Origin of the sequence: Agromyces kandeliae, assembly GCF_009674665.1 — a bacterium.
Classification (GTDB): domain Bacteria; phylum Actinomycetota; class Actinomycetes; order Actinomycetales; family Microbacteriaceae; genus Agromyces; species Agromyces kandeliae.
Genome location: NZ_WKJD01000006.1, coordinates 234,749 through 261,400 on the forward strand (window position 1 = coordinate 234,749; position 26,652 = coordinate 261,400).

General features: G+C 70.9%; 22 protein-coding genes. 4 read left to right on the forward strand and 18 right to left on the reverse strand.

All coding sequences use genetic code 11. The annotated features are described in order from the left end of the window. Nucleotides 1-70: 70 nt before the first annotated feature. The 7 genes from GJR97_RS18665 to GJR97_RS03480 form a co-directional block, all read right to left on the reverse strand. Nucleotides 71-1,468 carry a DUF58 domain-containing protein gene (locus GJR97_RS18665; RefSeq protein WP_324613097.1) on the reverse strand — a complete coding sequence of 466 codons (1,398 nt, stop codon included), beginning with the start codon at nucleotides 1,466-1,468 and terminating at the stop codon, nucleotides 71-73. Beyond that, a complete protein-coding gene (locus GJR97_RS03455; RefSeq protein ID WP_154345107.1) occupies nucleotides 1,465-2,436 on the reverse strand; it encodes an AAA family ATPase in 972 nt (323 codons plus the stop codon). The genes GJR97_RS18665 and GJR97_RS03455 overlap by 4 nt, the downstream gene beginning before the upstream one ends. A 19-nt stretch (nucleotides 2,437-2,455) precedes the next feature. After that, nucleotides 2,456-8,320: an Ig-like domain-containing protein gene (locus tag GJR97_RS03460; RefSeq protein ID WP_154345108.1), complete on the reverse strand. Its 5,865-nt coding sequence runs from the start codon at nucleotides 8,318-8,320 to the stop codon at nucleotides 2,456-2,458. Beyond that, on the reverse strand, nucleotides 8,317-9,732 hold the full coding sequence (locus GJR97_RS03465) for a serine/threonine-protein kinase (RefSeq protein WP_324613098.1): 1,416 nt from the start codon (nucleotides 9,730-9,732) through the stop codon (nucleotides 8,317-8,319). Before GJR97_RS03465 ends, GJR97_RS03460 begins: the two co-directional genes overlap by 4 nt. Before the next feature lie 94 nt (nucleotides 9,733-9,826). Beyond that, the gene (locus tag GJR97_RS03470; protein ID WP_324613099.1) at nucleotides 9,827-10,633 is read right to left on the reverse strand and encodes a PP2C family protein-serine/threonine phosphatase; all 807 of its coding nucleotides are present in this window, start codon (nucleotides 10,631-10,633) and stop codon (nucleotides 9,827-9,829) included. 25 nt (nucleotides 10,634-10,658) lie between these two features. Further along, on the reverse strand, nucleotides 10,659-11,777 hold the full coding sequence (locus GJR97_RS03475) for an FHA domain-containing protein (protein ID WP_195760598.1): 1,119 nt from the start codon (nucleotides 11,775-11,777) through the stop codon (nucleotides 10,659-10,661). A 29-nt stretch (nucleotides 11,778-11,806) separates the two neighbouring features. Then, nucleotides 11,807-13,237 carry an aminobutyraldehyde dehydrogenase gene (locus GJR97_RS03480; protein ID WP_324613100.1) on the reverse strand — a complete coding sequence of 477 codons (1,431 nt, stop codon included), beginning with the start codon at nucleotides 13,235-13,237 and terminating at the stop codon, nucleotides 11,807-11,809. A 200-nt stretch (nucleotides 13,238-13,437) separates the two neighbouring features. On the opposite strand from GJR97_RS03480, the gene GJR97_RS03485 reads away from it, so the two are divergent. Beyond that, on the forward strand, nucleotides 13,438-13,920 hold the full coding sequence (locus tag GJR97_RS03485; RefSeq protein ID WP_154345110.1) for an Lrp/AsnC family transcriptional regulator: 483 nt from the start codon (nucleotides 13,438-13,440) through the stop codon (nucleotides 13,918-13,920). A gap of 28 nt (nucleotides 13,921-13,948) precedes the next feature. After that, nucleotides 13,949-15,364: an aspartate aminotransferase family protein gene (locus tag GJR97_RS03490; protein ID WP_154345111.1), complete on the forward strand. Its 1,416-nt coding sequence runs from the start codon at nucleotides 13,949-13,951 to the stop codon at nucleotides 15,362-15,364. Nucleotides 15,365-15,484: 120 nt separating this feature from the next. On the opposite strand, the gene GJR97_RS03495 is transcribed toward GJR97_RS03490, so the two are convergent. Beyond that, nucleotides 15,485-16,702, reverse strand: coding sequence for a DUF4192 family protein (locus GJR97_RS03495; protein WP_195760599.1), 1,218 nt, complete (start codon nucleotides 16,700-16,702; stop codon nucleotides 15,485-15,487). Nucleotides 16,703-16,904: 202 nt separating this feature from the next. Between GJR97_RS03495 and GJR97_RS03500 the strand changes: the two genes are divergently transcribed. Both GJR97_RS03500 and GJR97_RS03505 read left to right on the forward strand, forming a co-directional pair. After that, nucleotides 16,905-17,396, forward strand: coding sequence for a methylated-DNA--[protein]-cysteine S-methyltransferase (locus GJR97_RS03500; protein ID WP_154345113.1), 492 nt, complete (start codon nucleotides 16,905-16,907; stop codon nucleotides 17,394-17,396). Continuing rightward, on the forward strand, nucleotides 17,393-18,034 hold the full coding sequence (locus tag GJR97_RS03505) for a DNA-3-methyladenine glycosylase I (protein WP_324613101.1): 642 nt from the start codon (nucleotides 17,393-17,395) through the stop codon (nucleotides 18,032-18,034). The genes GJR97_RS03500 and GJR97_RS03505 overlap by 4 nt, the downstream gene beginning before the upstream one ends. Before the next feature lie 14 nt (nucleotides 18,035-18,048). Here the strand turns inward: GJR97_RS03505 and GJR97_RS03510 are convergent, their stop codons facing one another. The 10 genes from GJR97_RS03510 to atpB all read right to left on the reverse strand — a co-directional run bounded on the left by GJR97_RS03510 (nucleotide 18,049) and on the right by atpB (nucleotide 26,334). After that, nucleotides 18,049-18,807, reverse strand: a complete 759-nt coding sequence (locus GJR97_RS03510; protein WP_324613102.1) for a YaaA family protein — start codon at nucleotides 18,805-18,807, stop codon at nucleotides 18,049-18,051. After that, entirely contained in the window at nucleotides 18,807-19,379 is a 573-nt protein-coding gene (locus GJR97_RS03515) for an AAA family ATPase (protein WP_154345114.1), read from the reverse strand. The genes GJR97_RS03510 and GJR97_RS03515 overlap by 1 nt, the downstream gene beginning before the upstream one ends. 10 nt (nucleotides 19,380-19,389) lie before the next feature. Further along, nucleotides 19,390-19,650: a F0F1 ATP synthase subunit epsilon gene (locus tag GJR97_RS03520; protein WP_067947101.1), complete on the reverse strand. Its 261-nt coding sequence runs from the start codon at nucleotides 19,648-19,650 to the stop codon at nucleotides 19,390-19,392. 2 nt (nucleotides 19,651-19,652) lie between these two features. Further along, entirely contained in the window at nucleotides 19,653-21,110 is a 1,458-nt protein-coding gene (atpD, locus tag GJR97_RS03525; RefSeq protein ID WP_154345115.1) for a F0F1 ATP synthase subunit beta, read from the reverse strand. A gap of 27 nt (nucleotides 21,111-21,137) precedes the next feature. Beyond that, nucleotides 21,138-22,046 (reverse strand): F0F1 ATP synthase subunit gamma, encoded by a 909-nt coding sequence (locus GJR97_RS03530; protein WP_154345116.1) that lies wholly within the window; start codon nucleotides 22,044-22,046, stop codon nucleotides 21,138-21,140. Nucleotides 22,047-22,136: 90 nt separating this feature from the next. After that, on the reverse strand, nucleotides 22,137-23,774 hold the full coding sequence (atpA, locus tag GJR97_RS03535; protein ID WP_154345117.1) for a F0F1 ATP synthase subunit alpha: 1,638 nt from the start codon (nucleotides 23,772-23,774) through the stop codon (nucleotides 22,137-22,139). Nucleotides 23,775-23,871: 97 nt separating this feature from the next. Continuing rightward, nucleotides 23,872-24,663: a F0F1 ATP synthase subunit delta gene (locus tag GJR97_RS03540; protein WP_154345118.1), complete on the reverse strand. Its 792-nt coding sequence runs from the start codon at nucleotides 24,661-24,663 to the stop codon at nucleotides 23,872-23,874. Nucleotides 24,664-24,666: 3 nt separating this feature from the next. After that, the gene (locus tag GJR97_RS03545; protein WP_324613103.1) at nucleotides 24,667-25,230 is read right to left on the reverse strand and encodes a F0F1 ATP synthase subunit B; all 564 of its coding nucleotides are present in this window, start codon (nucleotides 25,228-25,230) and stop codon (nucleotides 24,667-24,669) included. Between the two features lie 28 nt (nucleotides 25,231-25,258). Next, nucleotides 25,259-25,492: an ATP synthase F0 subunit C gene (atpE, locus tag GJR97_RS18050; protein WP_022888426.1), complete on the reverse strand. Its 234-nt coding sequence runs from the start codon at nucleotides 25,490-25,492 to the stop codon at nucleotides 25,259-25,261. 44 nt (nucleotides 25,493-25,536) lie between these two features. Continuing rightward, nucleotides 25,537-26,334, reverse strand: coding sequence for a F0F1 ATP synthase subunit A (gene atpB, locus GJR97_RS03555; RefSeq protein WP_324613104.1), 798 nt, complete (start codon nucleotides 26,332-26,334; stop codon nucleotides 25,537-25,539). Nucleotides 26,335-26,652 lie beyond the last annotated feature (318 nt).

Sequence of the window (26,652 nt, forward strand, 5' to 3'; positions counted from 1 at the left end):
CTCCCGCCCGGGATCCGGGCGCGCGCCCGACCCCGGGCGGAGCCCGCGCGGCGTGCACCGGCTGTCGTGCTCATGCGACGGACGCCGTCCTCGCGAGCATCGCGGTCAGGTCCTCGAGGTAGCCGATCCCGTAGACCGACAGTCCGCCGATCGATCGTGCCGCCGCCTCGCCCTCCGCCGAGGCCCGCACCGCCACGGCCTCGATGCCGAGCGGGAGGCGCGACGCCGCCTGCCTGAGGTCGGCGACCGAACGCGCGCCGCCGGTGACGACGAAGGCGAGCGACACACCGGAGACCGACTCGGCCGCCGCGCGCGCGGTGTCGGCGAGGCTCGAGGCGCGATCGTCGGCCTCGACGAGGCAGAGGGCGTCGAGCAGCCGGTCGCGCGACGCCGTCGGCAGTTCCGCGATGGCCGCATGCCGGCGTCGGGGCGCGCCGCCGGTGCCGACCGCTGTCGGGGCAGGAGCGCGGCTCGCGCCCGGTTCGCTCCTCGTGGCGGGCTCCCGCCGGAGGCGCTCCCGGCCGGAGACCACGAACGCGAGGCTCCTGGCGTCGCGGATGGCACGCGCGCCGATGGATGCCGCCACGCTCACCGCGAGCTCGAAGTCCTCCTCGTCCTCGTACGCGTCCGCCGCGAGGTCGAGCAGCACCATCAGGCGACTGCGTCGCGTCTCCTCGAACTGGCGGACCATGAACGTGCCGGTCTTGGCGGAACTCCGCCAGTGGATGTAGCGGCGGTCGTCACCGGGCTGGTACTCGCGCAGCGCGTGGAACGCGATGTCGCTCGCCGTGAGGTCGCGCGTCGGCGAACCCTCGAGGTCGCGCAGGAAGCCGGTGCTGAGCGCGGACACCGCGATCGTGCGGGGGTGCACGTGCAGCATCCGCACGTCGGACCAGACGATCTCGCGTCGCATCAGCCCGACCGGGTCGGCGCGCACCGTGCGCACCGGGCCGACCTCGACCACTCCGCGCCGTTCGGTCGGGATCGCCACGCGTTCGTCGAACGTTCCGCCGCGTGGCAGCGCCGGGACGAACCGCGACACGACCCTCCGCCCCACCGGGATCTCGATCCGCGCCCCCGAGAAACGTCGGCGCCCGGGGTTGTGCGCGACGAGGCGTGCCTCGGCGGACTCCCCGACGGCCACGCGCGGCACGGGCAGCGTGAGCTCGATGGCGCCGGCACCGCGGCCGACGAGCCACGCCGATGCGGCGGCGAGTGCGACCACGGCGCCCCACCCCAGGATCGCGAGCTCGAGCCATCCGAGCCCGTATCCGAGGACGAGGGCGACGACGGATGCCGCGAGCACGCCCCAGCCGAGGGGCGTCACCACGCTCCGCCCCGCGCGCGTCCACCGCTCGACGACGGATGCCGCCCCCCGGACCGCGACGACCACGCGCGCGATCGCCACCGCGAGGAAGCCCTGCTTCGCGGCCTCCTCCGGGATCGACGTGCGGGTCTGGAAGGTCACCCGGCCTGCCTCGCTGAGGGCGGCGGCGTCTCGATCAGCACCTGGGCGATCATGTTCGATGCCGTCACGCCGTCGAACTCCGCCTCGGGATCGAGGATCAGTCGGTGCGCGAGCACGGGCTCGGCGAGGGCCTTGACGTCGTCGGGCACGACGTAGTGCCGTCCTCGCCCGGCCGCGTGGGTCTTCGCGGCACGCACGAGGGAGAGTGCCCCTCGGACGCTCACCCCGAGCCGGACCTCGGTCGCGCTTCGGGTCGCGTCGACGAGACGGGACACGTAGTCGTTGATGGTGGGGTCCACGTACACGGTGCGGGCCATCGCAGCCATCTCGACGATCTGGTCGGCGTCCAGGCGCGGCTCGACCCTGTGGTCGTGCGCTCGCTGGTCGGTCCCCTCGAGGATCCGGATGGTGGACGCATGATCGGGATATCCGATCGAGGTCCGCATGAGGAACCGGTCGAGCTGCGCCTCCGGCAGCCGGTAGGTCCCGGCCTGCTCGACCGGGTTCTGCGTCGCGATGACCATGAACGGCTGGCCGGCGCGATGGGTCTGGCCGTCGACCGTGACCTGCCCCTCCTCCATGACCTCGAGCAGTGCCGACTGCGTCTTCGGGCTCGCTCGGTTGATCTCGTCCGCGAGCACGATGTTCGCGAACACGGGACCCGGGTGGAACTCGAAGACGCCCGACCGCTGGTCGTAGACGGAGACGCCCGTGATGTCGCCCGGGAGCAGGTCGGGCGTGAACTGCACCCGGTTGCTCGAACCCGCCACCGACTGCGCCATGGCGCGCGCCAGCGACGTCTTGCCGGTGCCGGGCACGTCCTCGAGCAGCAGGTGCCCCTCGCTGAGGAGCGCGGTGAACGCGAGGCGGATGACGCGGTTCTTGCCGAGCAGGATCTCCTCGACCGCTCCGACGAGCTCATCGAGGTTCGACGCGAAGCGGGTGGCGTCCTCGGGGGTCATGGTCATGCGGTGCTCCTCGTGGGACTCATCGGGACTCGAACCTCGCGGTGACGCCCGCGACCTCAACATCCAACCAGACGAGGTCGCCGGGCTTGGCGCCGTTGACCTGGCAGGAGGTCGGGCTCTGGGCCGTGCGGCCGACCCGGTCGCCGTCGGCACCGCAGCGGAACGCGGCCGGGAGGCCGTTGTTCGCGGGTGCGGCCGTCCAGGACCAGGTCGCCGACGCCCCGTCGTACGTTCGCCCCGGGAGCGCGAACGTCAGGGACGGCGACTCCTCGCCCGGGAACGTGCCGGACCACGGGCCGCAGGAGCCCCACACGGTGCAACTGCGGACCTGGAAGCGCGCCGTCTGCCCGAACGGACGATTGAGCAGCTGTCGCAGCCATCCGGAACCCGAGAACTCCTTGGGCGAACCGACCTGGGCGCCGGACGCGTCGACCGCGATGATCTGCAGTCGCTTCGTGCCGCCGTCCACGTCGTCGATGTACCGGTCCCACGTCTCGAGGTTGGACCAGTCCATCCCGCTCCGGACACCGGCGATCGCTCCCGGCGCCGGACGGACCACGGTCGACGCCACGTCGGTGGACACGCAGCCGGCTCGGTTCCAGCCCCAGACGACGAAGCCGTATCGCGCCGCCTCGACGTTGGTGCCGGTGAACTGGACGCTCGAGGCACCGGGGCCGACGCTGACCATCTCGGCCACCGAGCCGCCGACCGTCGGGGCGACCACGGTGCCTGGCGCGGGGCTCGTCACCGAACAGGCCTGCGCTCCCCCGGGGACCGCGGTCTCGCCCTCGACGAGGCGCTGCACGAAGTACCCGCCCATTCCGTCGCCGTTGCCGTCGAAGGGCGGCCACGAGACCACGACGGTCCCGGCGGCGGGATCGGAATCGACCGAGATGCCCCCGGCGATCGGTGCGCCGAAGGGCGTGCCGGTCGTGCTGGCCTCGGTCCATGCGGCGAGCGCGGGCAGCGCCCCGTTCCGGGCGCTGACGGTGATGCCCACCGAACTGCCGTTCGCCAGGCCCTGCGACTCGACGGAGCAGACCGACGCCGTGCAGGCGCGATCGGCGTCGACCTCGATCGGCGAACCGGCGATCCAGACGACGTACGTGCTGACGGGGCTGCCCGACCCGGTCGCCACGGGCACCCATTCGACCCGGAGCCGGCCGTCGAGCGGCACCGCGCGGAGACCCGACGCCGCAGGCGGGATGACATCCGACCAGACCGGGGTCGGGAGCTGCACCGGATCGCCGAGCCCGATCGCGTTGCGCGCCTGGATGCGGACCACCACCGCGGCACCGGGACCGTTGCCGAGCGTGGGCACGGTGCAGGTGGTCGCCCCGCACTCCGACGCGGCGAGCTCCTCACCGCCGTCGGGGTCGAGCAGGCTGATCCGATAGGCCTCGATCGGCGAGTTGTTCGATGCTCCCGCACCGAATGCGATGTCCAGCTCGCCGTCGCGGAACGCCGTCAGTCGTGCCTCGGTGACGGGATCCGGCCGGTCCTGGACCGAGATCGTCACCGTTCCCCATGCGTAGCGGCTCGAGTCGTTCGTGGCATCGGCGACCTGGTACTCCAGCGTGGTGTTCACGGGTTCGGCACCGGGCGAGACCGTCACCGAGAGGCGCGACCGATCCGCATCGGGGACGACCGCCAGGCCGGCGGGCAGGTTCTCCGCGCCCAACCCGCGAACGCGGATGACGCGGAGCGGCGTGCCCGGGAACGGATTGCCCGCAGCGTCGTTGTCGAGCACGTCGACCGAGGTCGTGAGCCCGCGCGGTGCCACTGCGAGATCCGGCGCGGGTCGGGCGATCGGCCGAGTCGACGGGACGACGCGCAACTCGATGCGACCGGGGGTCCCCTCCACCCCGTCTGCCGAGACGCCGACCGTGATGGAGGTGCGCGTGCCCTGCGACGTCGACTCCGAGGCGCGGACGCGCAGTTCGGTGGCCTCGAGGGCGGCGCCGAATCCATCGGGCAGGTCGCCGATGATGCGGTACTCGAGTTCGGCGTCCTCGGAGCCGGGCAGGCTCGTCAGGCGTTCGAGGTCGATCGCCTTCTCCTGTCCGGGCTCGAAGTCGATCACTCCCCCGTCGAACGCGGGCGGCTGCCCCTCCCTCGGAGTGACGTCGATCGGGATGACGATGGTGCCGGTGCGGCCCTCGGGATCGTCGGCGGAGTCGCCGTCCGTCACCGTGAAGGAGATCGACGCCGGCCCGAAGTAGCCGGCCTCGCTGCGGAACCGCACCGTGTCGGCGTCGACCGCGAGGTCGCTCCCGTCGGAGTGGGACGCGCGCACGGTCGCGGCGTCGGTGAGCCGGACGGGGCGGCCGGATGCGGCGACGACGTAGTCCTCCAGGTCGAGGACGACCTCCTCGCCGGTCGTCACCTCGACCGGAGGAGCGTCCCTGCGGAGCTGCGGCAGCGCGTCGTCCCGCCCGGGCACCCAGATGAACGCGTAGGCGCGCACCTCCGGGTCGTCCGGGTGGGCGACGGAGAACGGCACGATGCGGCGCCGGTCCTGGACCTCGACGTGCACGGTGCCGCCGGAGACGCGGGCCCCGTCGGCGTATCCCGGAACGAGGGCGACGTCCGCGTCGGCGGCATCCGCATCGGCGATGAAGACCTCATCGAGGACGTCGACGTCGACCTCCTCCTCGTCGAGCACGTCGGTGAGGCTCAGGACGACGTCGGCCGCCTCCGGCCGGCTGAGCGGTGCGTCGGGGTCGGCGGTGATGCGCACGTAGCTCGACGCACTCGCCTGGCGCTCGTTCTCGATCGTGTAGATCGCACCGTGCACCCCCGGACCGCTCGGGACGTCGACGACGACCATGTCGTCGACCCGCTCGACCGCCGTCCCCGGGGTGTTCGCCTCGACGTCCACGAGCCGCAGCGCCGACCCGTCCGGGTCGGTGTCGTTCTCCAGGACGCGGACGGCGATCGTCCGGCCCGGCCGCACCGTGATCTCGTCCTCGATGGCCACCGGACGCCGCGCGCCCTCCAGGCCCGGCGCGACGCCCACCCGCACGGTGCCCGTCGCCCGTGCTCCGAGGGCGTCGACGACCGTGTACGCGAACGTGTCCGTACCCGCCGAGTACTCGCCGGCCCGGTACTCGAGCCAGTCCGAACCGCGATCGACGACGGTGCCGCGCTCGGGGTTGGACTCCTGGCCGATGAGCTGCACCGAGTCGCCGTCGGGATCGATGCCCCCGAGGGCGATCGGGATGCGCACGGTCCCGCCCGCGAGGACGCGCGCCGTCGCGGTGCGCGGAACCGGGGGCGAGTTGCTCTCAGCGTCCGCGTCGCGGACCGTGATGCGCACCGACGCCGTCCCGAACTGGCCGTCGGGTCCCTCTACGCGGTACACGGCCTCGAACTCGCCGGGCCGATCGGGTGCGTGATAGCGCAGGCGCGATCCGGAGGTGAAGAGCAGGCCCGCGCCGGGTTCCTCGACCAGCGTGGGCGAGAGCGTCAGCCGGTCGCCGTCGGGATGCTCGTCGTTGTCGAGCACCGGGATGTCGATGACGTCGCCGGTCCGCGCGGACGCGGTGTCGGCCACGGCGACCGGCGGCTGGAACCGATCGGGCCGCGGCACCTCGACGACCGTGACCGACCCCACGGTGTCGGCGAGGCCGTTGCTCACGCGGTAGTCGAACGTCGTGGAGCCGGTCGCGAGCGGCTGCATGAGCGTGACCCGGAGGATGCGATGCTCCACGACCTCGACACGGAGCGCGGGGTCGAGCGGATCAGCGAGTCCGGTGATGATGAGCAGGCCGCCGGTCGGGTCGATGTCGGAGGCGAGGACGTCGACCTCCATCGGCTGCTCGAGGCGGAGGAAGGCCGTGTGCGGCACCGTCACCGGGGTCGTGTCGCGCTCGGGCGGTGCCGAGACCTCGACCCGGATGAGACCGGTCGCCGTGCGGCCCTCGTCGGTGACGGTGTACTCGAGGTAGTGCGTGCGGACGTCGTCGGTCCGGAAGCGGAAGGTCCCGGCGTCGAAGTCGGGTGTGATGACGGCCCCGGGCTTCGAGGGCACGGCCGTCAGGTGCGGCATGCCGGTGCCGCCGCGCACGTGGCGGAGCGGTTCGAGCTCGATCTCCTCCCCTGCCGTGGCGAGCGCCACGAACGACTCGGCCACGAGCGGCGCCTCGCCGGGCGCTCGCACGGCCACCACCATGGCCCCGACGCCCTCGTCGCGGCCGTCCGAGACCGCCAGTGAGACGGTTCGCAACGCGCCTTCGCCCGCCTCGTCGAACACGACGACCCCGTCGGCGGTCGACGACACCCGGTCGGGGGCGTCCACGCTCGCGCGTCGGAGGAAGATCGGGTCGCCGTCGGGGTCGACCCACTCGCCGAGCACGGCCGTCGTGACGCGCCCGCCCTGCTCGACCATCGCCCGGCTCTCGCGGACCTGCCTGGGCGCCTCGTTCTCGTCCGGGAGGCGGACGGTGATGCCGACGATCGCTCGCGCGCTCCCGCCTCGCCCGTCGTCGATGGTGTAGCCGAACTCGAACGAGCCCTGGGCCGATTCGCCGAGGGTCACCTGGACCTGCTGTCGGTCGGCGACGAGGTCGAGCCGGGCCCCGTCGGGCAGTTCGCCGTCCACGGCCGAGACGACGAGGACGTCGCCGTTGGCGTCGTAGTCGTTCAGCAGCACCGGCAGCAGCGTCGCGCGCCCGGGTCGGGCGCCGAACTCGTCGTCGAGTGCGACCGGCGCCACCTGGGCCTTCTCGATCGTCGGCGTCGCATCCGGATCGTTCTGCTCGACGGTCTCGTCGTCGCGCTCGATCGCGAGGAGGTCGTCCCAGTTGTCGATCAGCCCGTAGTCGCCGGATGCCGCCCAGGTCGAGCCCGACCGCCGGTCGTTCAGCACGACGGTCTCGCCGTTGGCCCGGAAGTCCGGCGAGAGCACGCCGTCGGCGCCGAGCAGGCTGACCTGGGAGCCGGCCCCGCCGTCGCAGTCCCGCCAGGCGGTGCCGTCGCCCCACGCCGCGTGGCGGCAGTCCTCGTGGACGAGCGGTGCGGCGGGCTCCCCGCTGTGGTCGCCCGAGTACTCCACGGGTCCGGAACCGTCGAACGGGAGTTCGAGCAGTCGTTCGCGCGTGGCCAGCAGCACGGCATCGCCCGTCGTGGCCGGTCGCTGCAGGACCGGATCGTCACCCGCATCCGCGAGTCCCTCGAGGGACGTGCTCGCGCCGCCCTCGAACGTCACGACGCCGGCCTCCTCGTCGAGGATCGCCCACCTGCCCGCGACCGAGGTGATCTGCGTCGCGGCGTCCTCGTCGAGCGGCTGGAGCTCCCACGTGGCCTGCGTCCGGTCGGGGTCCGCGGCAGAGACGCGCGAGACGACGCCGGTGGTCGGCGTGAACGCGAGGATGCGCCCCGTCGCGTCGACCGACGCGACCGACCCGGCCCCGAACGACAGCGAGGGGTCGGCCTCCGCATCGAAGCCGGCGAACTCGTCGACCGGCCAGACCCAGAGGTCGCCGCCCGCGGTGACGACCACGCGATCGCCGGCCAACGCGAGTTCGGCGTCGCCGGGGACGGCGACCGTGGCCGTGACCGTCGACGTCGTCGGGTCCACGATGCCGACGCTGGCGCGATCGCGGTCCATGACCAGCACCGTGGCCCCGCTCTGGACGACCTCGGATCGCGCGCCACCGGTGTCGACCACGGCGTTCAGCTCGTGCACCGCCGTGTTGGCGCGTCCGACCGTCTGCAGCCCGTCGTTGGACACCCACACCGAGGCATCCCCGAGGTCGATCCGCTGCGCCGTGTAGCCACCGGACGCCACGGCGATCCCGGCCACGAGCGCGACGACCGCTGCGACCGACGCACCGGTCACGATCGCGGAACGCCGCCGCGCCCAGAGGCTCCGGAGGTTCACCGCGGCACCTCGTCGACCTCGGCGCAGCGCTCCGCGCTCGGCTCACCGGTCCTGCCGTCGCGCCAGACGGTCACCGTGGCGCAGACCGTGCCCGGATCGTCCAGGCTGACGGCGTACTCGGCCGCCCTCTGGGGCGCGGACGACTCGCCCTGCACGGTGACGATGTAGGCGTCGCCCTGGCGCAGGCCCGGGTCGTCCCACGCGAACTCGACCGTGGCGCCGTCCGTGCTGGCGCGGACGTCCGCGACCACCGGGATGTCGCCGGCGCTTCCGGCGACCGTGAGGAGTCCGGCGACGACGAGGCCCACGAAGACCGCGGCGGCGATCGCGACGCCGAGGATGAGCCGCCCCGTCGACGGCGGCGCGCTGCGACCTCGGCCTGACAGCGATCCCTGCGAATGCGGGTCGAGGCTGCGCGTCACGGGACGGGCGGATGCCCCGGCCCGGCGGCGCCGCGACCGTCCCGACGACGCGGCCACGCTCGTGCCGGCGCCGATGCGCGTGCGCTCGTCGAGGTCGACCGCGGTCGCGAGCGCCCAGTCGTCCATCGCGACCTCGAGCGGCGTCTGCGGGAGCGCGAGCTCCTCCTCGACCGCCTGCAGGTCGCGGATGAACTCGAGGGCGCTCCCCTGCCGGTCGGTGGGTCGCTTGGACATCGCGCGGGCGAGCACGGCTTCGAGGTTTCGCGGGACGTCGGGTCGACCGGTCGGCGGGACCTTGGCCCGCTCGATGCGACCGACCAGGGCGACCGTGCCGTTGTCGCCGCCGGGCACCTCGAACGGGCTGCGCCCGGCCAGGAGCGAGTACACCGTCGCGCCCAGCGACCAGACCTCGCTCGCAACGGTCCCGGCGACCTCGTCGAGGAGCACCTCCGGGGCCGACCACGGCACGGAGAGCCCGACGGCATCGCTCGCCTCCGCCTGCCCCAGGGTGGCCGCGATCCCGAAGTCCGAGAGCACGGGATGGCCGTAGGCGGTCGTCAGGATGTTGGATGGCTTGATGTCGCGGTGGAGCACGCCCTGACGGTGCGCGGTCTCGACGGCGCTCGCGATCCGTACGCCGATGGAGAGCACTTCGGCCAGCGGGAGCTGCACCGCCCGGTAGCGCTGCCCGAGCGTCGCCGAGCAGTACTCCATGACGAGGTACGGCCGACCGTCGGCGGCGACGCTCGCCTGGTAGACGGTGAGGATCGACGGATGGCTCGACAGCTGGGCCATCAGGTTCGCCTCGGCCTGGAACATCTGCCGCACCTCGTCGTTGACGACCTCGGCGAGGAGCACCTTCACCGCGACGAGCCGCCGCGGCATGTTCTGCTCGTAGAGGAACACGTCGGCGAAGCCGCCCGAACCGAGGACCCGGATGAATGAGAACCCGGGCAGGTTGGGCGGCGTCGACGGCAGTCTCCTCGACACGATCCTCCCGCCAGCCTCTGTGCGATACGTGCCCTCGGCGCCTGGACGCGTCGGGTGTCGCCCCCAATTCTAGGGTCGGGCGCGTCGTGCGGGATCAGACCTCGTCGGCGGTTGTGGACGGTCGGAGCACCCGAAGCACGTCGACCACGACGACCGTGACGTTGTCGCGTCCGCCGTTGCCGACCGCCGCCTCGACCAACTGGCGCACGGCCTGCTCGGGCGAGCGACCCGAGATGAGGAAGTGACGGATGCCGTAGGGGGTGAGCTCCTTCGTCAGGCCGTCGGAGCACACCAGGATGCGCATGCCCTCCTCGAGCGGGATCGCCCGGTAGTCGGGGATCGGCGCCTCGTGGAACCCCACCGCCCGCGTGATCACGTTCGAGTGCGGGTGCGTCTCCGCCTCCTCGCGCGTGATCTGCCCGGCGTCGACCAGCTCCTGCACGATCGAGTGGTCGACCGTGAGCTGCTCGAGCACGCCGCCCACGAGTCGGTACACGCGCGAGTCGCCGATGTTGAAGACGATCCACGCCGCCTCGTCCCCGATGACGCCGAGGGCGACGCCCGTCACCGTCGTGCCGCTCCCCTCGTCGGTGACCCCGGCCCCGCGCCCCATGTCGCGCACCGCGAGCCTCAGCGCGGCGTCGATGTCGGCGGTCCCGATCGAGGTCTTGCCGCCGTGCTCGGCGAGCCGCGTGACGACCGCGGCGCTGGCGAAGTCGCCGGCCGCGTGACCGCCCATCCCGTCGGCGACGGCGAACAGCGGCACCTGCGCGACGAAGCTGTCCTCGTTGACGGCGCGCCGCAGGCCGGTGTCGGTCGCGGCCGCCCACGCCAGTGTCACCTCGGTGCCGTCGGGCAGCACGACCGCGTGACGGCTGTTGCCGTTGCCGATCTGCGTCACCCGGTCCCCCAGTGTCCGATCGAGTTCATGCGTCGACGCTCCCGAGCGCCGGGAGGATCTCGACGATCGTATCCCCTCCGAGCTGCAGGCTCGTGCCCGGCGTGACCACGAGCGACTCGCCGGAGCGCAGCCTGCGCTGCCCCGCAGACGTCCGGACGACCGTGCCGTTCGTCGAGCGGAGGTCCGCCGCGACCAGTCGGCCGCCCTCCATCCGGAGCTCGAGGTGCGTCGCGGAGACCACCCCGGCCGGGGAGTGGACGCGGACGAGTGCGACCTCGCCGGCGGACATCCGCGGGGCGCTGGGGCTCCGGCCGATGAGGACCGGGACCGACACCTCGCCGACCTCGCCTCCCACGACCCGGTAGCGCAGCGTCGGCTGCCCGCGCTCGGCGGGGACGCGAGCGTCGGCGGCCGGAGCATCCGCCTGGCCGTCTGCTTCGCGCCGGTCGGCGAGCTGCGCCCGAGCCGTGCTCGTGAGGACCGTGTCGGCGTCGGCGGCGTTCCCCCGGACGAACCGGACGGTGTCGTCGTCGACGACCTGCATGGGCGCCGTGGGGACCCCCGACATGGGCCCGCGCCGTTCGCGGGTCGCACGTGACGGCCGCGCCAGCCTCGTGTCGACATCGGGGTCGCCGGCGCGCGAACCGGGTCGGGCGGGGGCGTCCCGCCACGACCATTCCACGGCCGAGGCCCGGAAGGAGGCGCGCCCGGCGGGCACCGGCGTGCCGCGGAGGCCGGCCTGCCGCACCTCGTCGAGCGGCGATGCGGCACCCGCGATGCGCAGGCGGGTCACGGCGGTGAACTCGGCGAGGTGCCAGGGAGTGATCCCGCGCGAATCGAGTCGACGGGCGCCGCCCGGTGACGCGAGGTCGATGACGGCGTCGCCGCGGACGATCGCGGTGATCGGGTCGCCGGATTCCGGCCACCAGACCAGCGCGAAGTGCTCGACCCCGCCCGCGCCCATCGGGATCCCCGCCACGAGCTCCTCGAGCTCGAGCGGGTCGAGGCCCGCGCACTCGGCGAGCCGGGTCAGGACCCGATCCGGCGCGGGCGCCGCGACCGCTGCGATGAAGCGGGAGCCCACCACGACGTCCCACTCGGGGGAACCGGGCTCCTCCCGGCGGCGCACCGCACCATCGACCATGGGGTCCAGTCTGGCACCGCGACGCGGGTTCAGCCGATGAAGCTCATCACGTGCTTCAGGCGCGTGTAGTCCTCGAACCCGTACTGCGAGAGGTCCTTGCCGTACCCGGAGTGCTTGAACCCGCCGTGCGGCATGTCGGAGACGAACGGGATGTGCGTGTTGATCCACACGCAGCCGAAGTCGAGGTGCTTGGCGAACCGCATGGCTCGACCGTGGTCGCGCGTCCACACGGACGCGGCGAGCGCGTAGTCGACGCCGTTGGCCATGGCGAGCGCGTCGCGTTCCTCGCGGAAGGACTGCACCGTGAGGACCGGCCCGAAGATCTCGCGCTGCACGGCCTCGTCGTCCTGGCGCAGGCCGGTGACGACGGTGGCCTCCCAGAAGTAGCCGCGATCGCCCTGGCGCCGACCGCCGACGGCGAGGTCGGCGTGGTCCGGCAGGCGATCGATGAACCCGGAGACGTTCGCCAGCTGCGTGGGGTTGTTGAGCGGCCCGTAGAAGACGCCGTCCTCCCGCGGACCGCCGGTGCGCGCGCTGGTGCGGATGCGCTCGACGAGCGCCGCGACGAGCTCGTCGTGGACGGATTCGTGCACGAGCACCCGCGTCGCGGCGGTGCAGTCCTGCCCGGCGTTGAAGTACGCGGCCGAGACGATGCCCTCGGCGGCCGACTCCAGGTCGACGTCGTCGAACACGATCGCGGGCGCCTTGCCGCCGAGCTCGAGGTGGACGCGCTTGAGGTCGGATGCCGCGGCACGAGCGACCTCCATGCCGGCGCGGACCGAGCCGGTGATGGCGACCATCTCGGGGGTCGCGTGCTGGAGCAGGGCCGCACCGGTGGCGCGGTCGCCGGTCACGACGTTGAGCACGCCCGCCGGGAGGAACTCGGCGGCGACCTCGGCGAGCTTCAGCGTCGCGAGCGGGGTGGTGTCGGAGGGCTTCAGGACGACGGTGTTCCCGGCCGCGATCGCGGGCGCGATCTTCCATACGGCCATGTTCAGCGGATAGTTCCACGGCGCCACCTGCCCGATGACGCCGATCGGCTCGCGACGGACGTACGAGGTGTGGTCGGCCAGGTACTCGGCGGCCGCTCGGCCTTCGAGGTTCCGGGCCGCGCCGCCGAAGAACCGGAGCTGGTCGACCGACTGCAGGATCTCGTCGGCGACCAGCGTCGCGCGAGGCTTGCCGGTGTCCTGCGACTCGAGGTCGGCGAACTCCTCGGCGCGTTCCTCCATCGCATCGGCGATGCGGAACAGCGCGAGCTGGCGCTCGGCGGGCGTCGTCTCGCCCCACTGCTCGAACGCCGACGAGGCGGCGTCGTAGGCGGCGTCGATGTCGGCACCGGTCGAGATCGGCGCGCTCGCGTAGACCTCCTCGGTCGCGGGATCGACGAGGTCGAGGGACTCATCGGCGCGCGTGTCGACGTAGGCGCCGCCGATGAAGTTGCGCAGGAGCTCGGTCACGGGATTTCCTCCGTCGGGATGTCGTGTTCGGCCGGTCGGCCGGTTCGAGGGCACGCCGGCGATGTCGGGCGCGGGTGCCGACCATGCTGACACAGGAGCGGTCCGAAGGGAAGCGCCCAGACGATGGAATCCGTGGTGATCGCCCGCAGAATCGACGGAATCGCTTGTGATTCGATGAGCGCACTGTCATGATCGAACGCATGACGAACGGGAACCGCCCGACGGGCCACCGGCCGGTGCAGCTCGACGACGTCTCCAAGGCGATCATCGAGCAGCTCCAGGCCGACGGTCGGCGTTCCTACGCGGACATCGGCAAGGCGGTGGGCCTCAGCGAGGCGGCCGTCCGCCAGCGTGTCCAGCGACTCACCGAGGCCGGCGTGATGCAGATCGTCGCCGTCACCGACCCCATGCAACTGGGCTTCACGCGGCAGGCCATGATCGGCATCCGCGCGACGGGCGACACCCGCGTGCTCGCAGAAGAGCTCGCGGCCATCCCCGAGATCGACTACGTGGTGCTCACCGCGGGCAGCTTCGACCTGCTGGCCGAGGTGGTCTGCGAGGACGACGACCAGCTCATCACGCTGCTCAACTCTCGCATCCGCAACCTCGACGGGGTCCAGACCACGGAGACGTTCGTCTACCTGAAGCTGCAGAAGCAGTTCTACAACTGGGGCACCCGCTGACCGCGGTGTCGCCCGGAAGGAGATCCCGATGACCACCCTCGACGCGCCTGCGCGCCTCGGCACCGCCGGCTTCGACGACGCCGCGCTGCAGCAGAAGGCGAAGGACCATCTCTGGATGCACTTCGCGCGCCAGTCCACGATGGAGGAGCACGGCGTGCCCATCATCACGCGCGGCGAGGGCCACCACGTGTTCGACGCGCAGGGCAGGAAGTACTTCGACGGACTGTCGGGCCTCTTCGTCGTGAACGCCGGACACGGCCGTCGGCGTCTCGCCGAGGTCGCGGCCAAGCAGGCCGAGGAGCTCGCGTTCTTCCCGATCTGGTCGTACGCCCATCCTGCGGCGATCGAACTCGCGGACCGCCTCGCCGACTACGCGCCGGGCGACCTCAACCGGGTGTTCTTCTCCACCGGCGGCGGCGAGGCCGTCGAGACGGCGTTCAAGCTCGCGAAGTACTACTGGAAGCTCCGCGGCATCCCGACCAAGCACAAGGTCATCTCGCGCTCGGTCGCGTACCACGGCACCCCGCAGGGCGCCCTCGCGATCACGGGCATCCCCGCCATGAAGCAGATGTTCGAGCCGATCACGCCCGGGGGGTTCCGCGTTCCGAACACCAACTTCTACCGCGCGGCCGAGATGGGCGGACCGACGGACGACCTCGAGGCGTTCGGGCTCTGGGCGGCCGACCGCATCGAGGAGATGATCCTCTTCGAGGGTCCTGAGACGGTCGCGGCCGTGTTCCTCGAGCCGATCCAGAACTCGGGCGGATGCTTCCCACCTCCTCCCGGCTACTTCCAGCGTGTGCGCGAGATCTGCGACAAGTACGACGTGCTCATGGTCTCCGACGAGGTCATCGCGGCGTTCGGACGCATCGGGCACATGTTCGCATGCGACGCGTACGGGTACGTGCCCGACATGATCACCTGCGCGAAGGCGATGACGTCGGGCTACTCCCCGATCGGCGCGACGATCGTGTCGGAGAAGATCTACGAGCCCTTCAAGACCGGGACGACGAGCTTCTACCACGGCTACACCTTCGGCGGTCACCCGGTCTCGGCCGCCGTGGCGCTGGAGAACCTCGACATCTTCGAGGAGGAGCGGCTCAACGAGCGCGTGCGCGAGAACTCGCCGCTGTTCCGCGCAGAACTGGAGAAGCTCCTCGACATCCCGATCGTCGGCGACGTCCGCGGGGACGGGTACTTCTTCGGCATCGAGCTCGTCAAGGACAAGTCCACGCGCGAGACGTTCGACGACGACGAGTCGGAGCGCCTGCTCCGCGGGTTCCTCTCCAAGGCGCTCTTCGATGCGGGACTCTACTGCCGTGCCGACGACCGCGGCGACCCCGTCATCCAGCTCGCGCCGCCGCTGACGATCGGCCCGGCCGAGTTCCGCGAGATCGAGCAGATCCTGCGCGGCGTGCTCACCGAGGCGGCGAACCGCCTCTGACGCCTCCGCGCGACGATCCACCGGACGTCGCGCATCCACGCCGCCGTCGAAGCGCCCGGGCCCTCGAGGTCCGGGCGCTTCGGCGTCCCGTCGTCGATTCGGACTCCCATCACGGGGGCGCTATGCGGTGTCGTCCGCGGCTGCGCCCGATTGCGGCAGCGGCCTCGAGAACGCCCACTCCGGCAGCTCGCCGAGCCCGAGGAAGCGATGGAGGAGCCCGGCCATGGTGTGGTCCGGCTCCTCCGCCAGGGCGAGGTCGATGAACGCACCAGCGGCAGATCCACGGCCGAGCGACCACGACAGCCACGCGGCGATGCAGAGTGCTCCCGTGCGGCGGCCCACGGGTGCATTGCCGGCGGCGGTGGCGAGCACCTCGAGCACCACGCGCACGCGATCCGCATCCGGCCGGATCGTCGAACGTCCGAGCATGAGTCGCGAGAGGAAGCCGTCGACGCTCTCCTGCTCGTCCGGGCCGGGCGTGCGGGGCGACGCTCGACCGCCGGTCTGCCGATCGGACAGGTCCGCAGCCCGAGCGGGCCGCTCGTCCTCGCCCGAGTCCAGCGCGAGTTCGCCGATGACCGGGCCGAACGCCGCTTGGAGCATGATCGCGTCCCGGATCACCGGCTGCGAGGCGAGATGGAGGATCCAGGCCAGCTCCTCCACCGTGCCGCAGCCGCGCTCCGCAGCGATCCGTTCCACGAGGACGATCGGATCGACCGCGTCGCCGAGGGCGCGTTCGATGCGGTCACCGGTGGGCTCGGCGACCGCCGGGTTCCGGTCCACGATCCCGTCGAGGATCTCGCGGATGCCGGCGGCGATCGTGGAGTCGGAGTCGGGGATGCGGACCAGACCGGCGGCAGTGCCGGCGACACCCGCGGCGAGCTCCACCGCTTCCGGCGGCACGGCCGCGACGGCCGCGCTCTCCTCGATGAGGCTGAGCGGCCTTCCGCCGACGGGGAGCTCGGCGTCGAAGAGCGATCCCCAGCCGTTCGGTGCGACCGACAACGCGTCCCGGACGACGAATCCCGCACGCTCGGCTCGCTCTACGACGCGCCCGAGCAGATTCCCGTGCGGCAGGCCGTCATCGTCGAACGGTCGGTCGCCGTAGGCGACGGCGGCGATCCCGTCGATCCCCGGGACCCGGCAGAGCGTGCCGAGCAGCGATCCCGCCAGGGCGTCGGCGTGCGCGTCGTCCGGGAGGTCGTGCCGGAGCACCGCGGACGTCCGGTTGCCCTCGAACGCGATGCAGACGAGGGATCGGGCGGGCCGATAGCCTGCGAGGACGGGGACGAGGGCGAGGAAGTCGTGCGCGGCGTCGGCGCGGATGATGGTCGTCATGGGATGAGCGTCCTCCGGCCCGCGGCACGCCGCGGCGCCGCCCGCGGACACGGTGGAGCCATGCCCCATCGCCTGCCTGTGGAGGACGGCTTCGGGTGTCGGACACGGCCGAGCCGTCCTCCACATCGACGCGGTCCGCCCGGGACCGTGCGGTGTCCGATTCCCGCCAGTCGATGACGGATGCCACGCCTATCCTCGAACCATGGACTCCCCGTACCTCATCCGTCTCACCAGCCCGATCGGGCGGATCGAACTCCAGGCCGATGACCGAGCGCTCACCTCGCTCGCGATCGAACGCGACGGCACCCTTCCGCACGACGACCTCCCGGAGCGCACCTCGCCGCTGCTCGAGTCGGCACGCATTCAGCTCGAGGAGTACTTCGACGGACGACGCACGACCTTCGACATTCCCGTGCGACTCGACGGCACGCCGTTCCAGCGCGCCGTGTGGGCGGAACTCCGACGACTGGGCTGGGGCGAGGCGACGTCCTACGGCGCGCTCGCCGCGGCCGTCGGCCGACCGGGCTCGGCCCGCGCCATCGGCGGTGCCGTGGGCGCCAATCCGATGCCGATCATCGTCGGCTGTCACCGCGTGCTCGCGTCGGACGGTCGGATCACCGGCTACTCGGGTGGCGAAGGGATCCCGACGAAGCTCTGGCTGCTCGGCCACGAGCAGATCGGCTTCGCGGCGTGACCGGGCCCGACCGGCCCGACGTCGTCGTCGGCGACGACGGCCTGGCCCGATGCGCCTGGGGCGCCTCGGATCCCGAGTACCGCCGGTACCACGACGAGGAATGGGGCACCCCGCAGCACGACTCCGATGTGCTGTTCGAGAAGCTCTGCCTCGAGGGGTTCCAGGCCGGGCTCTCGTGGATCACGATCCTGCGACGCCGTCCGGCCTTCCGCGAGGCGTTCCACGGGTTCGACCCCGAACGCGTCGCCGCGATGGACGCGGGCGACGTCGAGCGGCTCCTGGGCGACGCGCGCATCATCCGGCATCGCGGCAAGATCGAGGCCACGATCTCCAACGCGCGAGCGACGCTCGACCTCGACGGTACGCTCGACGAACTGCTGTGGGGTTTCGCGCCGCAGCCGCGACCCGCGCCGCTCGTGAGCCTCACCGAGGTCCCTGCCACGACCGCGGAGTCGACGGCGCTCAGCCGGCGTCTGCGCTCACTCGGCTTCCGATTCGTCGGCCCGACCACGATGTACGCGCTCATGCAGGCGATGGGGATGGTCGACGACCACCTCGCCGGATGCCATCGTTCCGCGCGGGCGGGAGACCGTGGGTCGGGGGCCGCTCCGTCGGCGATGGCCGCGGATGCCGTCTGATCAGGCGACCGCGATCAGGCGACGAGCTCGATCTCGGCGGGCGAGGAGGGCCGCTCGGCGCCGAGTTCGAGCCGGAACCCTGCGTCCGAGGACCACGCCAACAGGTCGTCGCGCGTGTTCAGGGTGGGGCGCGTCTCCAACAGGGCGCGGGTGAAGAGGCCCTTCGCCCGCTTGTTGAAGTGGTTCAGTGCCCGCCGGCGACCGCCGGAGTCGACCGACACGACGCGGAGGAAGACCGAGTCGGGGCGGACGGGAGCAGGACCGAGCTCGACGTAGCCCTCGGAGCGAAGGTCGACGATCAGTCCGGTGTGCCCGGCGAGCACGCTGCGGATCGGCTCACGCCAATGCCCCTTGAGACGGAGCCCCGGCAGTCGAGAGTCGTGCGAGAGCCGGTAGGCGGGGATGGGATCGTCGGCCCCGACGATCCCGAAGAGCGCCGAGTGCACGGCGACGTGCTCGGCCGCATAGGCGCGCGCCGCGCGGTCGAGGCTCACGGCATCGAGGGCGTCGTACAGGACGCCCGTGTAGCGGTCGAGCGCGGGCATGGTGGGCGACGTCGACAGCCGGCGATTGCGATCGACCTCCGCGGCCTGTCTCGGGCCGAGCTTGAGTGCGCGCATCATGGCGTCGGCATCCGCAGCCAACTCCGACGTCGCCGTGAGCACCTCGTCCCTCGCATCGCGAAGCGAGGAGAACGAGAGCGCATCGAGCGACAGGGCGATCGGGTCCCCTCCGTCGCGCTTGGTCTCGGAGGGCGGGAGCAGGACGAGCACTACTCGGCGATGAAGGCCAGCGCGGCCTCGACGTTCACGCCAAGCGCCTCCACGCTGTCGATGGTCACCCGCGGGAGGGCCGAGGACGGTCCCGACCACGGCGCATACCCATCGAGGCTCTGCTCGACGGCACGCCAGGTGGTCTCGTCGAGGTGCGGAAGATTGCGCTCGCGCTTCTCCAGTCGCTGCTTGTGCACCGCTGCGTCGGAGCACACGACCTCGATGACGCGGAGGCGCACCTCGGCGCGCTCAGCGAGGTCGCGCCACTGCAAGCGGGCCGACTCGGCCGCGTTCACGGCATCGACGATCACGGTACGGCCGGAATCGAGTTCCTTCTCCGCGATCTGCTCCGCCACCAGGTAGGCGGCGAGTCCCGTCGGCTGGTCGGCGTCGATCCCCGCCCGCAGGATCGCGGACTCGATCGGATCGACCGACACGACCGTGGCACCGAGGCGGGCGCCCACGATCTCGCCGATCGTCGACTTGCCCGCTCCCGGAAGCCCGGCCATGACGATCAGCTGCGTGACGCTCAGGTCATCGAACTGGCGGTCGAACGGCTGCTCCCCCTGCATCCGCGCTCCCTCAGGCGAGGGCGGCGCGCGACGCGACGACCTGCACCGCGTCGGACTGCACCGAGAGGAACCCGTCCTCGGCGTTCGCGGTGATCTTCTCACCGCCGGGCAGGGTGACGCGCACCTCGCCGCCGGCAAGGATCGCGAGCATCGGCTCGTGACCCGGCAGGATGCCGATCTCGCCTTCGACGGTGCGCGCCACCACCATGGCCGCCTCGCCCGACCAGACTTCCTGGTCGGCCGAGACGACGCTCACATTGAGGGCGGCCATGCTCAGCCGTTCTCCTTCTGGATCCGGGCCCAGTTCTCCTCGACGTCGGAGATCGGGCCGACGTTGAAGAACGCCTGCTCCGCGACGTGGTCGAAGTCGCCCCGGGCGATCGCGTCGAACGACTCGATGGTGTCCTTGAGCGGAACGGTCGAGCCCTCGACGCCCGTGAACTTCTTCGCCATGTAGGTGTTCTGCGAGAGGAACTGCTGGATGCGGCGCGCACGCGACACCGTGATCTTGTCCTCTTCGGAGAGCTCGTCGACACCGAGGATCGCGATGATCTCCTGCAGTTCCTTGTTCTTCTGGAGGATCTGCTTGACCGTGGTCGCGACGCGGTAGTGGTCCTCGCCCAGGTAGCGCGGGTCGAGGATGCGCGACGTCGAGGTCAGCGGGTCGACCGCGGGGTAGAGGCCCTTCGACGCGATCTCGCGCGAGAGCTCGGTGGTCGCGTCGAGGTGCGCGAACGTGGTCGCCGGCGCCGGGTCAGTGTAGTCGTCGGCGGGGACGTAGATCGCCTGCAGCGAGGTGATCGAGTGACCGCGCGTCGACGTGATGCGCTCCTGCAGGATGCCCATCTCATCGGCCAGGTTCGGCTGGTATCCCACCGCGGAGGGCATGCGGCCGAGCAGCGTCGACACCTCGGAGCCCGCCTGCGTGAAGCGGAAGATGTTGTCGATGAAGAGGAGCACGTCCTGCTTCTGCACGTCACGGAAGTACTCGGCCATCGTGAGCGCCGAGAGCGCGACGCGCAGACGCGTCCCCGGGGGCTCGTCCATCTGGCCGAAGACGAGCGCGGTCTTGTCGAAGACGCCCGCCTCCTCCATCTCGTGGATGAGGTCGTTGCCCTCACGCGTGCGCTCGCCGACGCCCGCGAACACGGACACGCCGCCGTGGTCCTGCGCCACGCGCTGGATCATCTCCTGGATGAGGACGGTCTTGCCGACGCCCGCACCACCGAAGAGGCCGATCTTGCCGCCCTGCACGTACGGCGTAAGGAGGTCGATGACCTTGATGCCGGTCTCGAAGAGCTGGGTCTTGGACTCCAGCTGGTCGAAGCTCGGCGGCTTGCGGTGGATCGGCCAGCGCTCCGTGATCTCGATGGTCTCGCCGGGCTCGCCGTTCAGCACATCGCCGATGACGTTGAAGACCTTGCCCTTGGTGACATCGCCGACGGGCACCGAGATCGGAGCACCGGTGTCGTGCACCTCCTGGCCACGCACGAGGCCGTCGGTGGGCTTCAGGGCGATGGCACGGACGACGTCGTCGCCGAGGTGCTGGGCGACCTCGAGCGTCAGCTCCGACGTCTCCTCGGCGATGGTGATCGTCGTCTTCAGCGCGTTGTAGATCTCGGGGATCGAGTCGTGCGGGAACTCGATGTCGACGACGGGGCCGGTCACGCGCGCGATGCGGCCGACGGCGCCCGTCTTCTCCTGGACTGGCGCGGTAGCGGTGTCAGTCATGTTCTCTTCCTTCTGGATGAATCTTGGCTACTTCGAGGAGGAGAGCGCGTCCGCTCCACCCACGATTTCTGCGATCTGCTGCGTGATCTCGGACTGGCGGGCCTCGTTGGCCAGCCGCGTGTAGTCGGTGATCAGCTTGTCGGCGTTGTCGGTGGCCGACTTCATGGCCTTCTGCGTGGCCGCGTGCTTCGCGGCGGCCGACTGCAGCATGGCGTTGAAGATGCGGCTCTCGATGTACACCGGGAGCAGTCCGTCGAGGACCGTCTCGGCGTCGGGCTCGAACTCGTAGAGCGGGAAGACCTCGGCCTTGCCGGACGGCGCGACCTCCTCCTCGGCCTCGACGACCTCGAGCGGCAGCAGTCGCGTGACGACCGGAACCTGCGTGATGCGGCTGACGAACCGGTTGTAGACGATGTGGATCTCGTCGACCCCGCCGTCGGCGCTGTCGCGGAGGAACGCCTCGAGCACTGCGTCCGCGACCTCCTTGGCGGTGTCGAACTCGGGGCTGTCGGTGCCGCCGATCCAGCTGCGCTCGTAGTCGCGCCGCCGGAACGAGAAGTACCCGACCGACTTGCGGCCGATCAGGAAGTACACGACCTCCTTGCCCTGGCTGCGAAGCAGCTCGGCGAGCTCCTCCGACTCACGCAGGACCTGCGAGTTGAACGCGCCCGCGAGGCCGCGGTCCGAGGTGAAGATCACGATGGCCGCACGGTCGACCCGCTCCGGCTCGGTCGTGAGCACGTGCGAGACGTTCGAGTAGCTCGCCACCGCGGACACCGCACGCGTGATCGCGTCGGAGTACGGCGTCGACGCGGCGACACGCGCCTGCGCCTTCTGGATCCGCGAGGCGGAGATGAGCTCCATCGCTCGCGTGATCTTCTTGGTCGTCTGCGCCGACTTGATCTTCTGGCGGTAGACCCGAAGCTGCGCTCCCATGTTTCTCCTGTGTCCTGGCTTCCTGTTCCCGAGGCTCTCGGTGCGGCCGATGCGGCCCGTCCCCGAGAGCCTCAGGGACGGCGGAATCGACTAGCGACGACCCTTGACGATCTTCTCCTGGCCGACCTCTTCCTCGTCGATCGCCTCGAACTTCTCGCTCCCGACCGAGGCGAGCGGCTTGCCCTCGCCGGTCTGGAACTCGAGCTTGAACTTGTCGACCTCGGACTCGAGGGTGGCGACGGTCTCGTCGCTGAGCACGTTGGTCTCGCGGAGGTCCGAGAGCACCGACGTGTTGCGGCCGAGGTAGTCGAGGAACTCGCGCTCGAAGCGCAGGATGTCCTCGACGGGGACCTCGTCGAGCTTGCCGTTGGTGCCGGCCCAGATCGAGACGACCTGCTCCTCCACCGGGTACGGCGAGTACTGGGGCTGCTTGAGCAGCTCGGTCAGGCGCGCGCCGCGCTCGAGCTGGCGGCGGCTGGCCGCGTCGAGGTCGGATGCGAACATCGCGAACGCCTCGAGCGAGCGGTACTGCGCGAGCTCGAGCTTCAGCGTTCCCGAGACCTTCTTGATCGACTTGACCTGTGCGTCGCCACCGACTCGGGAGACCGAGATACCGACGTCCACCGCGGGACGCTGGTTCGAGTTGAACAGGTCGGACTGGAGGAAGATCTGGCCGTCGGTGATCGAGATCACGTTGGTCGGGATGTACGCCGAGACGTCGTTCGCCTTGGTCTCGATGATCGGCAGCCCGGTCATCGATCCTGCGCCGAGCTCGTCGGAGAGCTTCGCGCAGCGCTCGAGCAGGCGCGAGTGCAGGTAGAAGACGTCGCCGGGGTACGCCTCGCGGCCCGGCGGGCGACGGAGGAGCAGGGACACGGCACGGTAGGCCTCGGCCTGCTTCGACAGGTCGTCGAAGATGATCAGGACGTGCTTGCCGTCGTACATCCAGTGCTGGCCGATCGCCGAGCCCGTGTACGGAGCGAGGTACTTGAAGCCCGCGGGGTCGGATGCCGGTGCGGCGACGATGGTGGTGTACTCCATCGCGCCCGCGTCTTCCAGCGCGCCCTTGACCGAGGCGATGGTCGAGCCCTTCTGGCCGATCGCGACGTAGATGCAGCGCACCTGCTTGGTCGGGTCGCCCGACTCCCAGTTCGCCTTCTGGTTGATGATCGTGTCGATCGCGATCGCGGTCTTGCCGGTCTGGCGGTCGCCGATGATGAGCTGGCGCTGGCCGCGGCCGACCGGGATCATCGCGTCGATGGCCTTGATGCCGGTCTGGAGCGGCTCGTGCACCGACTTGCGCTGCATGACGCCGGGCGCCTGGAGCTCGAGCGCGCGGCGGCCCTCCGTCGCGACCTCGCCGAGACCGTCGATCGGGTTGCCCAGCGGGTCGACGACGCGGCCGAGGTACCCCTCGCCGACGGGCACCGAGAGGACCTCGCCCGTGCGGGTCACCTCCATGCCCTCCTCGATGCCGGTGAACTCGCCGAGCACGACGACACCGATCTCGTCCTCGTCGAGGTTGAGCGCGAGGCCGAGCGTGCCGTCCGCGAACTTGACGAGCTCGTTCGCCATCGCCGAGGGGAGGCCCTCGACGTGGGCGATGCCGTCAGCCGCGTCGGTGACGTACCCGACCTCGGTCTTCTGCGCCGCGCCCGGCTCGTAGTCGCGGGCGAACTCCGAGAGAGCCGAACGGATCTCGTCGGGGCTGATGGAGAGTTCTGCCATTGCCATTTCCTTTTCTGAAGGGCCAGGCCCTTTTCTGTACCGCTTGTACAGCTACTGGTGTGTCGCGGCGCAGGACGCCGGTCGTTGTCGTCCGGCGTCAGCCGGCAAGCTTCTGCCTCAGGTCCGTGAGGCGGCTGGCGACGCTGCCGTCGATGACGTCGTCGCCGATCTGCACCCGGACGCCGCCGAGGACCGCTGGGTCCACGATGGCGTCGAATCGGATGCGGCGGCCGGCCTGGGCCCCGAGCGTGCGCTCGAGGCGGGCGATCTGGTCGTCGGTCAAGGGTGCGGCCGACGTCACGGTGGCGACGTCGAACCCTCGCTGGTCGGCGACGACGGATGCCGCGCCTCGCAGCATCTCGCCGATGCGGCGGCCTCGCGGCGACTGCACGAGGTGACGGACGATCAGCGTCGTCGCCGGCGCGGCCTTCGAGCCGAGCAGCTGCTCGACGAGCGCGACCTTCGCCTCGGACGAGCCGAGCTTCGAACCGAGGGCCAACTCGAGCTCGGCGTCGGACGCCACCGTGCGCTGGAACGCGTACAGCTCACCGTCGACCTCCACGTCACCCGCGGCGTCCGCGGCGACGCGGAAGCCGAGCTCCTCGAGCCCGTCGAGGAAGTCGGCCGCGGACGACCACCGCTGCGACGCCGCGCTCACGAGGAGCGACGCCGCGGCGGGGGCGACCCTTCCACCGAAGACCCGCTGCACGAGCTCGGTCTTCTGGGCGAGGTCGGCCTCGTTGTCGGTGAGGGCGGTCCGCAGCTGCGGGGTGGCCGCGATCACCCGGGTCGCGGCGAGGAGGTCGCCGGCCACCGGGAGCTCGGCCCGGCCGACCGCCGCGAGCTCGGCTCGCGTGCCGGCCAGGGCCTCTCTCGTAGCGCTGCCCATGGGTTACTTCTTCCCCCCTGCGGCGGCCTGCTCGGACGCCTCGAGGTCGGCGAGGAAGCGGTCGACCACGGCCTTGGCCTTGGCGTCGTCGGAGAGCGACTCGCCGACGACACCCGAAGCGAGGTCGATGGCGATGGTGCCCACCTCGGAGCGGAGCGACACGAGCGCCGTCTGGCGCTCGGCCTCGATCTGCGCCTGTGCGCTCGCGTTGATGCGGGCGGCCTCGGTCGACGCCTGCTCCTTGGCCTCGGCGACGATCTTCTTGCCGTCCTCGCGGGCGGTCTCCCGGATCTTGCCCGCCTCGGCGCGCGCATCGGCGAGCTGGGCGGTGTACTCCTCGAGGGCGGCCTCGGCCTTGCGCTGGGCCTCGTCGGCCTTCGCGATGTTGCCCTCGATCGCCTCGGCGCGCTCGTCGAGCAGCTTCTGCATGCGCGGAAGCGCGTACAGCCAGAAGAAGACGAGGATGATGGCGAAGCAGACCGCCGACCAGACGATGTCGTAGGTCGCCGGAAGCACCGGGTTGTGAGTCTCGCCCTCGGTTGCAGCTCTCAGCACTGCGTGAAGCACGTTGGCCTCCTCAGTTGGGACGGGACGATCAGACGAAGATGAAGTAGGTCGCGATACCGATGAAGGCGAGCGCCTCGGTGAAGGCGATACCGATCCACATCAGGACCTGGAGGCGGCCGGCGAGCTCGGGCTGGCGAGCCACGCCCTCGATGGTCTTGCCGACGACGATGCCCACGCCGATGGCCGGGCCGATGGCGGCGAGGCCGTAGCCGACCGTTGCGATGTTGCCGTTGATCTCAGCGAGAACGGTGGTTGCGTCCACGTTGGGTTTCCTTTCTTGGGGTTTCTTCGGGCGGGCGCCCTGGCTCAGTGCTCCTCCGCCACCGCGAGCTGGATGTAGACCGCGGTGAGGAGCGTGAAGACGTAGGCCTGCAGGACGGCGACGAGGATCTCGAACAGCGTGAACACGAAGCCGAAGGCGAGCGTGCCGACGCCGAGCAGCGTGTACCAGCCGCCGAGGGTGAAGATGAAGAACTGCGTCGCCGCGAAGAAGAGCACGAGGAGCAGGTGGCCGACGATCATGTTCATCATGAGTCGCAGCGTCAGCGTGACGGGGCGGATGACGAACGTCGAGATGAGCTCGATCGGCGTGACGATGATGTACACCGGCCACGGCACGCCCGAGGGGAAGAGCGAGTTCTTGAAGAAGTTCTTGGGGCTCTGCTTGATGCCTGCGTAGATGAACGTGACGTACGACACGATCGCGAGCACGAGCGGGACGCCGATGACCGACGTGCCCGCGATGTTGAGGCCCGGGATGATGCCGGTGATGTTCATGAACAGCACCATGAAGAAGATGGACGTCAGGATCGGCAGGAACCGCTTGCCGTCCTTCTTGCCGAGCAGGTCGTCGGCGACGCCGACGCGGATGAAGTCCAGGCCCATCTCGACGATGCTCTGGAACCGGCCCGGGACGATGCGCATGCTGCGCGTGCCGAGCCAGAAGACCAGGAGCAGCGCCGCGACCGCGACGAAGCGCACCAGCATGATGCGGTTGATCTCGAAGGCCGTGCCCTCGAACAGGAGGGCGCCGGGGAAGAACTCCTCGATCGACGGCCCGTGGAATTCACCATCATCGGTTGAAATCGGAACCAGCAGGTTCACAGCGTTAGCTAGCAGCGCTATCTCCTGTTTCGGGGCGTGGAGCTGGGCTCTCGCGTCGACGAACATGGAAACGGTTCGTGCCCATGCCTGAGCAGGGCGGAACCGTGGGGGATCGCCCCTACTGTAGCAAGACTTCGGCGCTCCGACGAATCGCCACACGATGTAGAAGTGCGCGCCGACCGGGGAGCATGCCGATCGGCGCATGCCACGGCGGATGCGGCCCCGCGGCACTCCCCCACGGTCCCGCTCCGAACCGGGGCCCGCCCCCGGCGGACGCGTCGCGGAACGACCCCCGGAAACGAGGAACGCCGCCCCGCG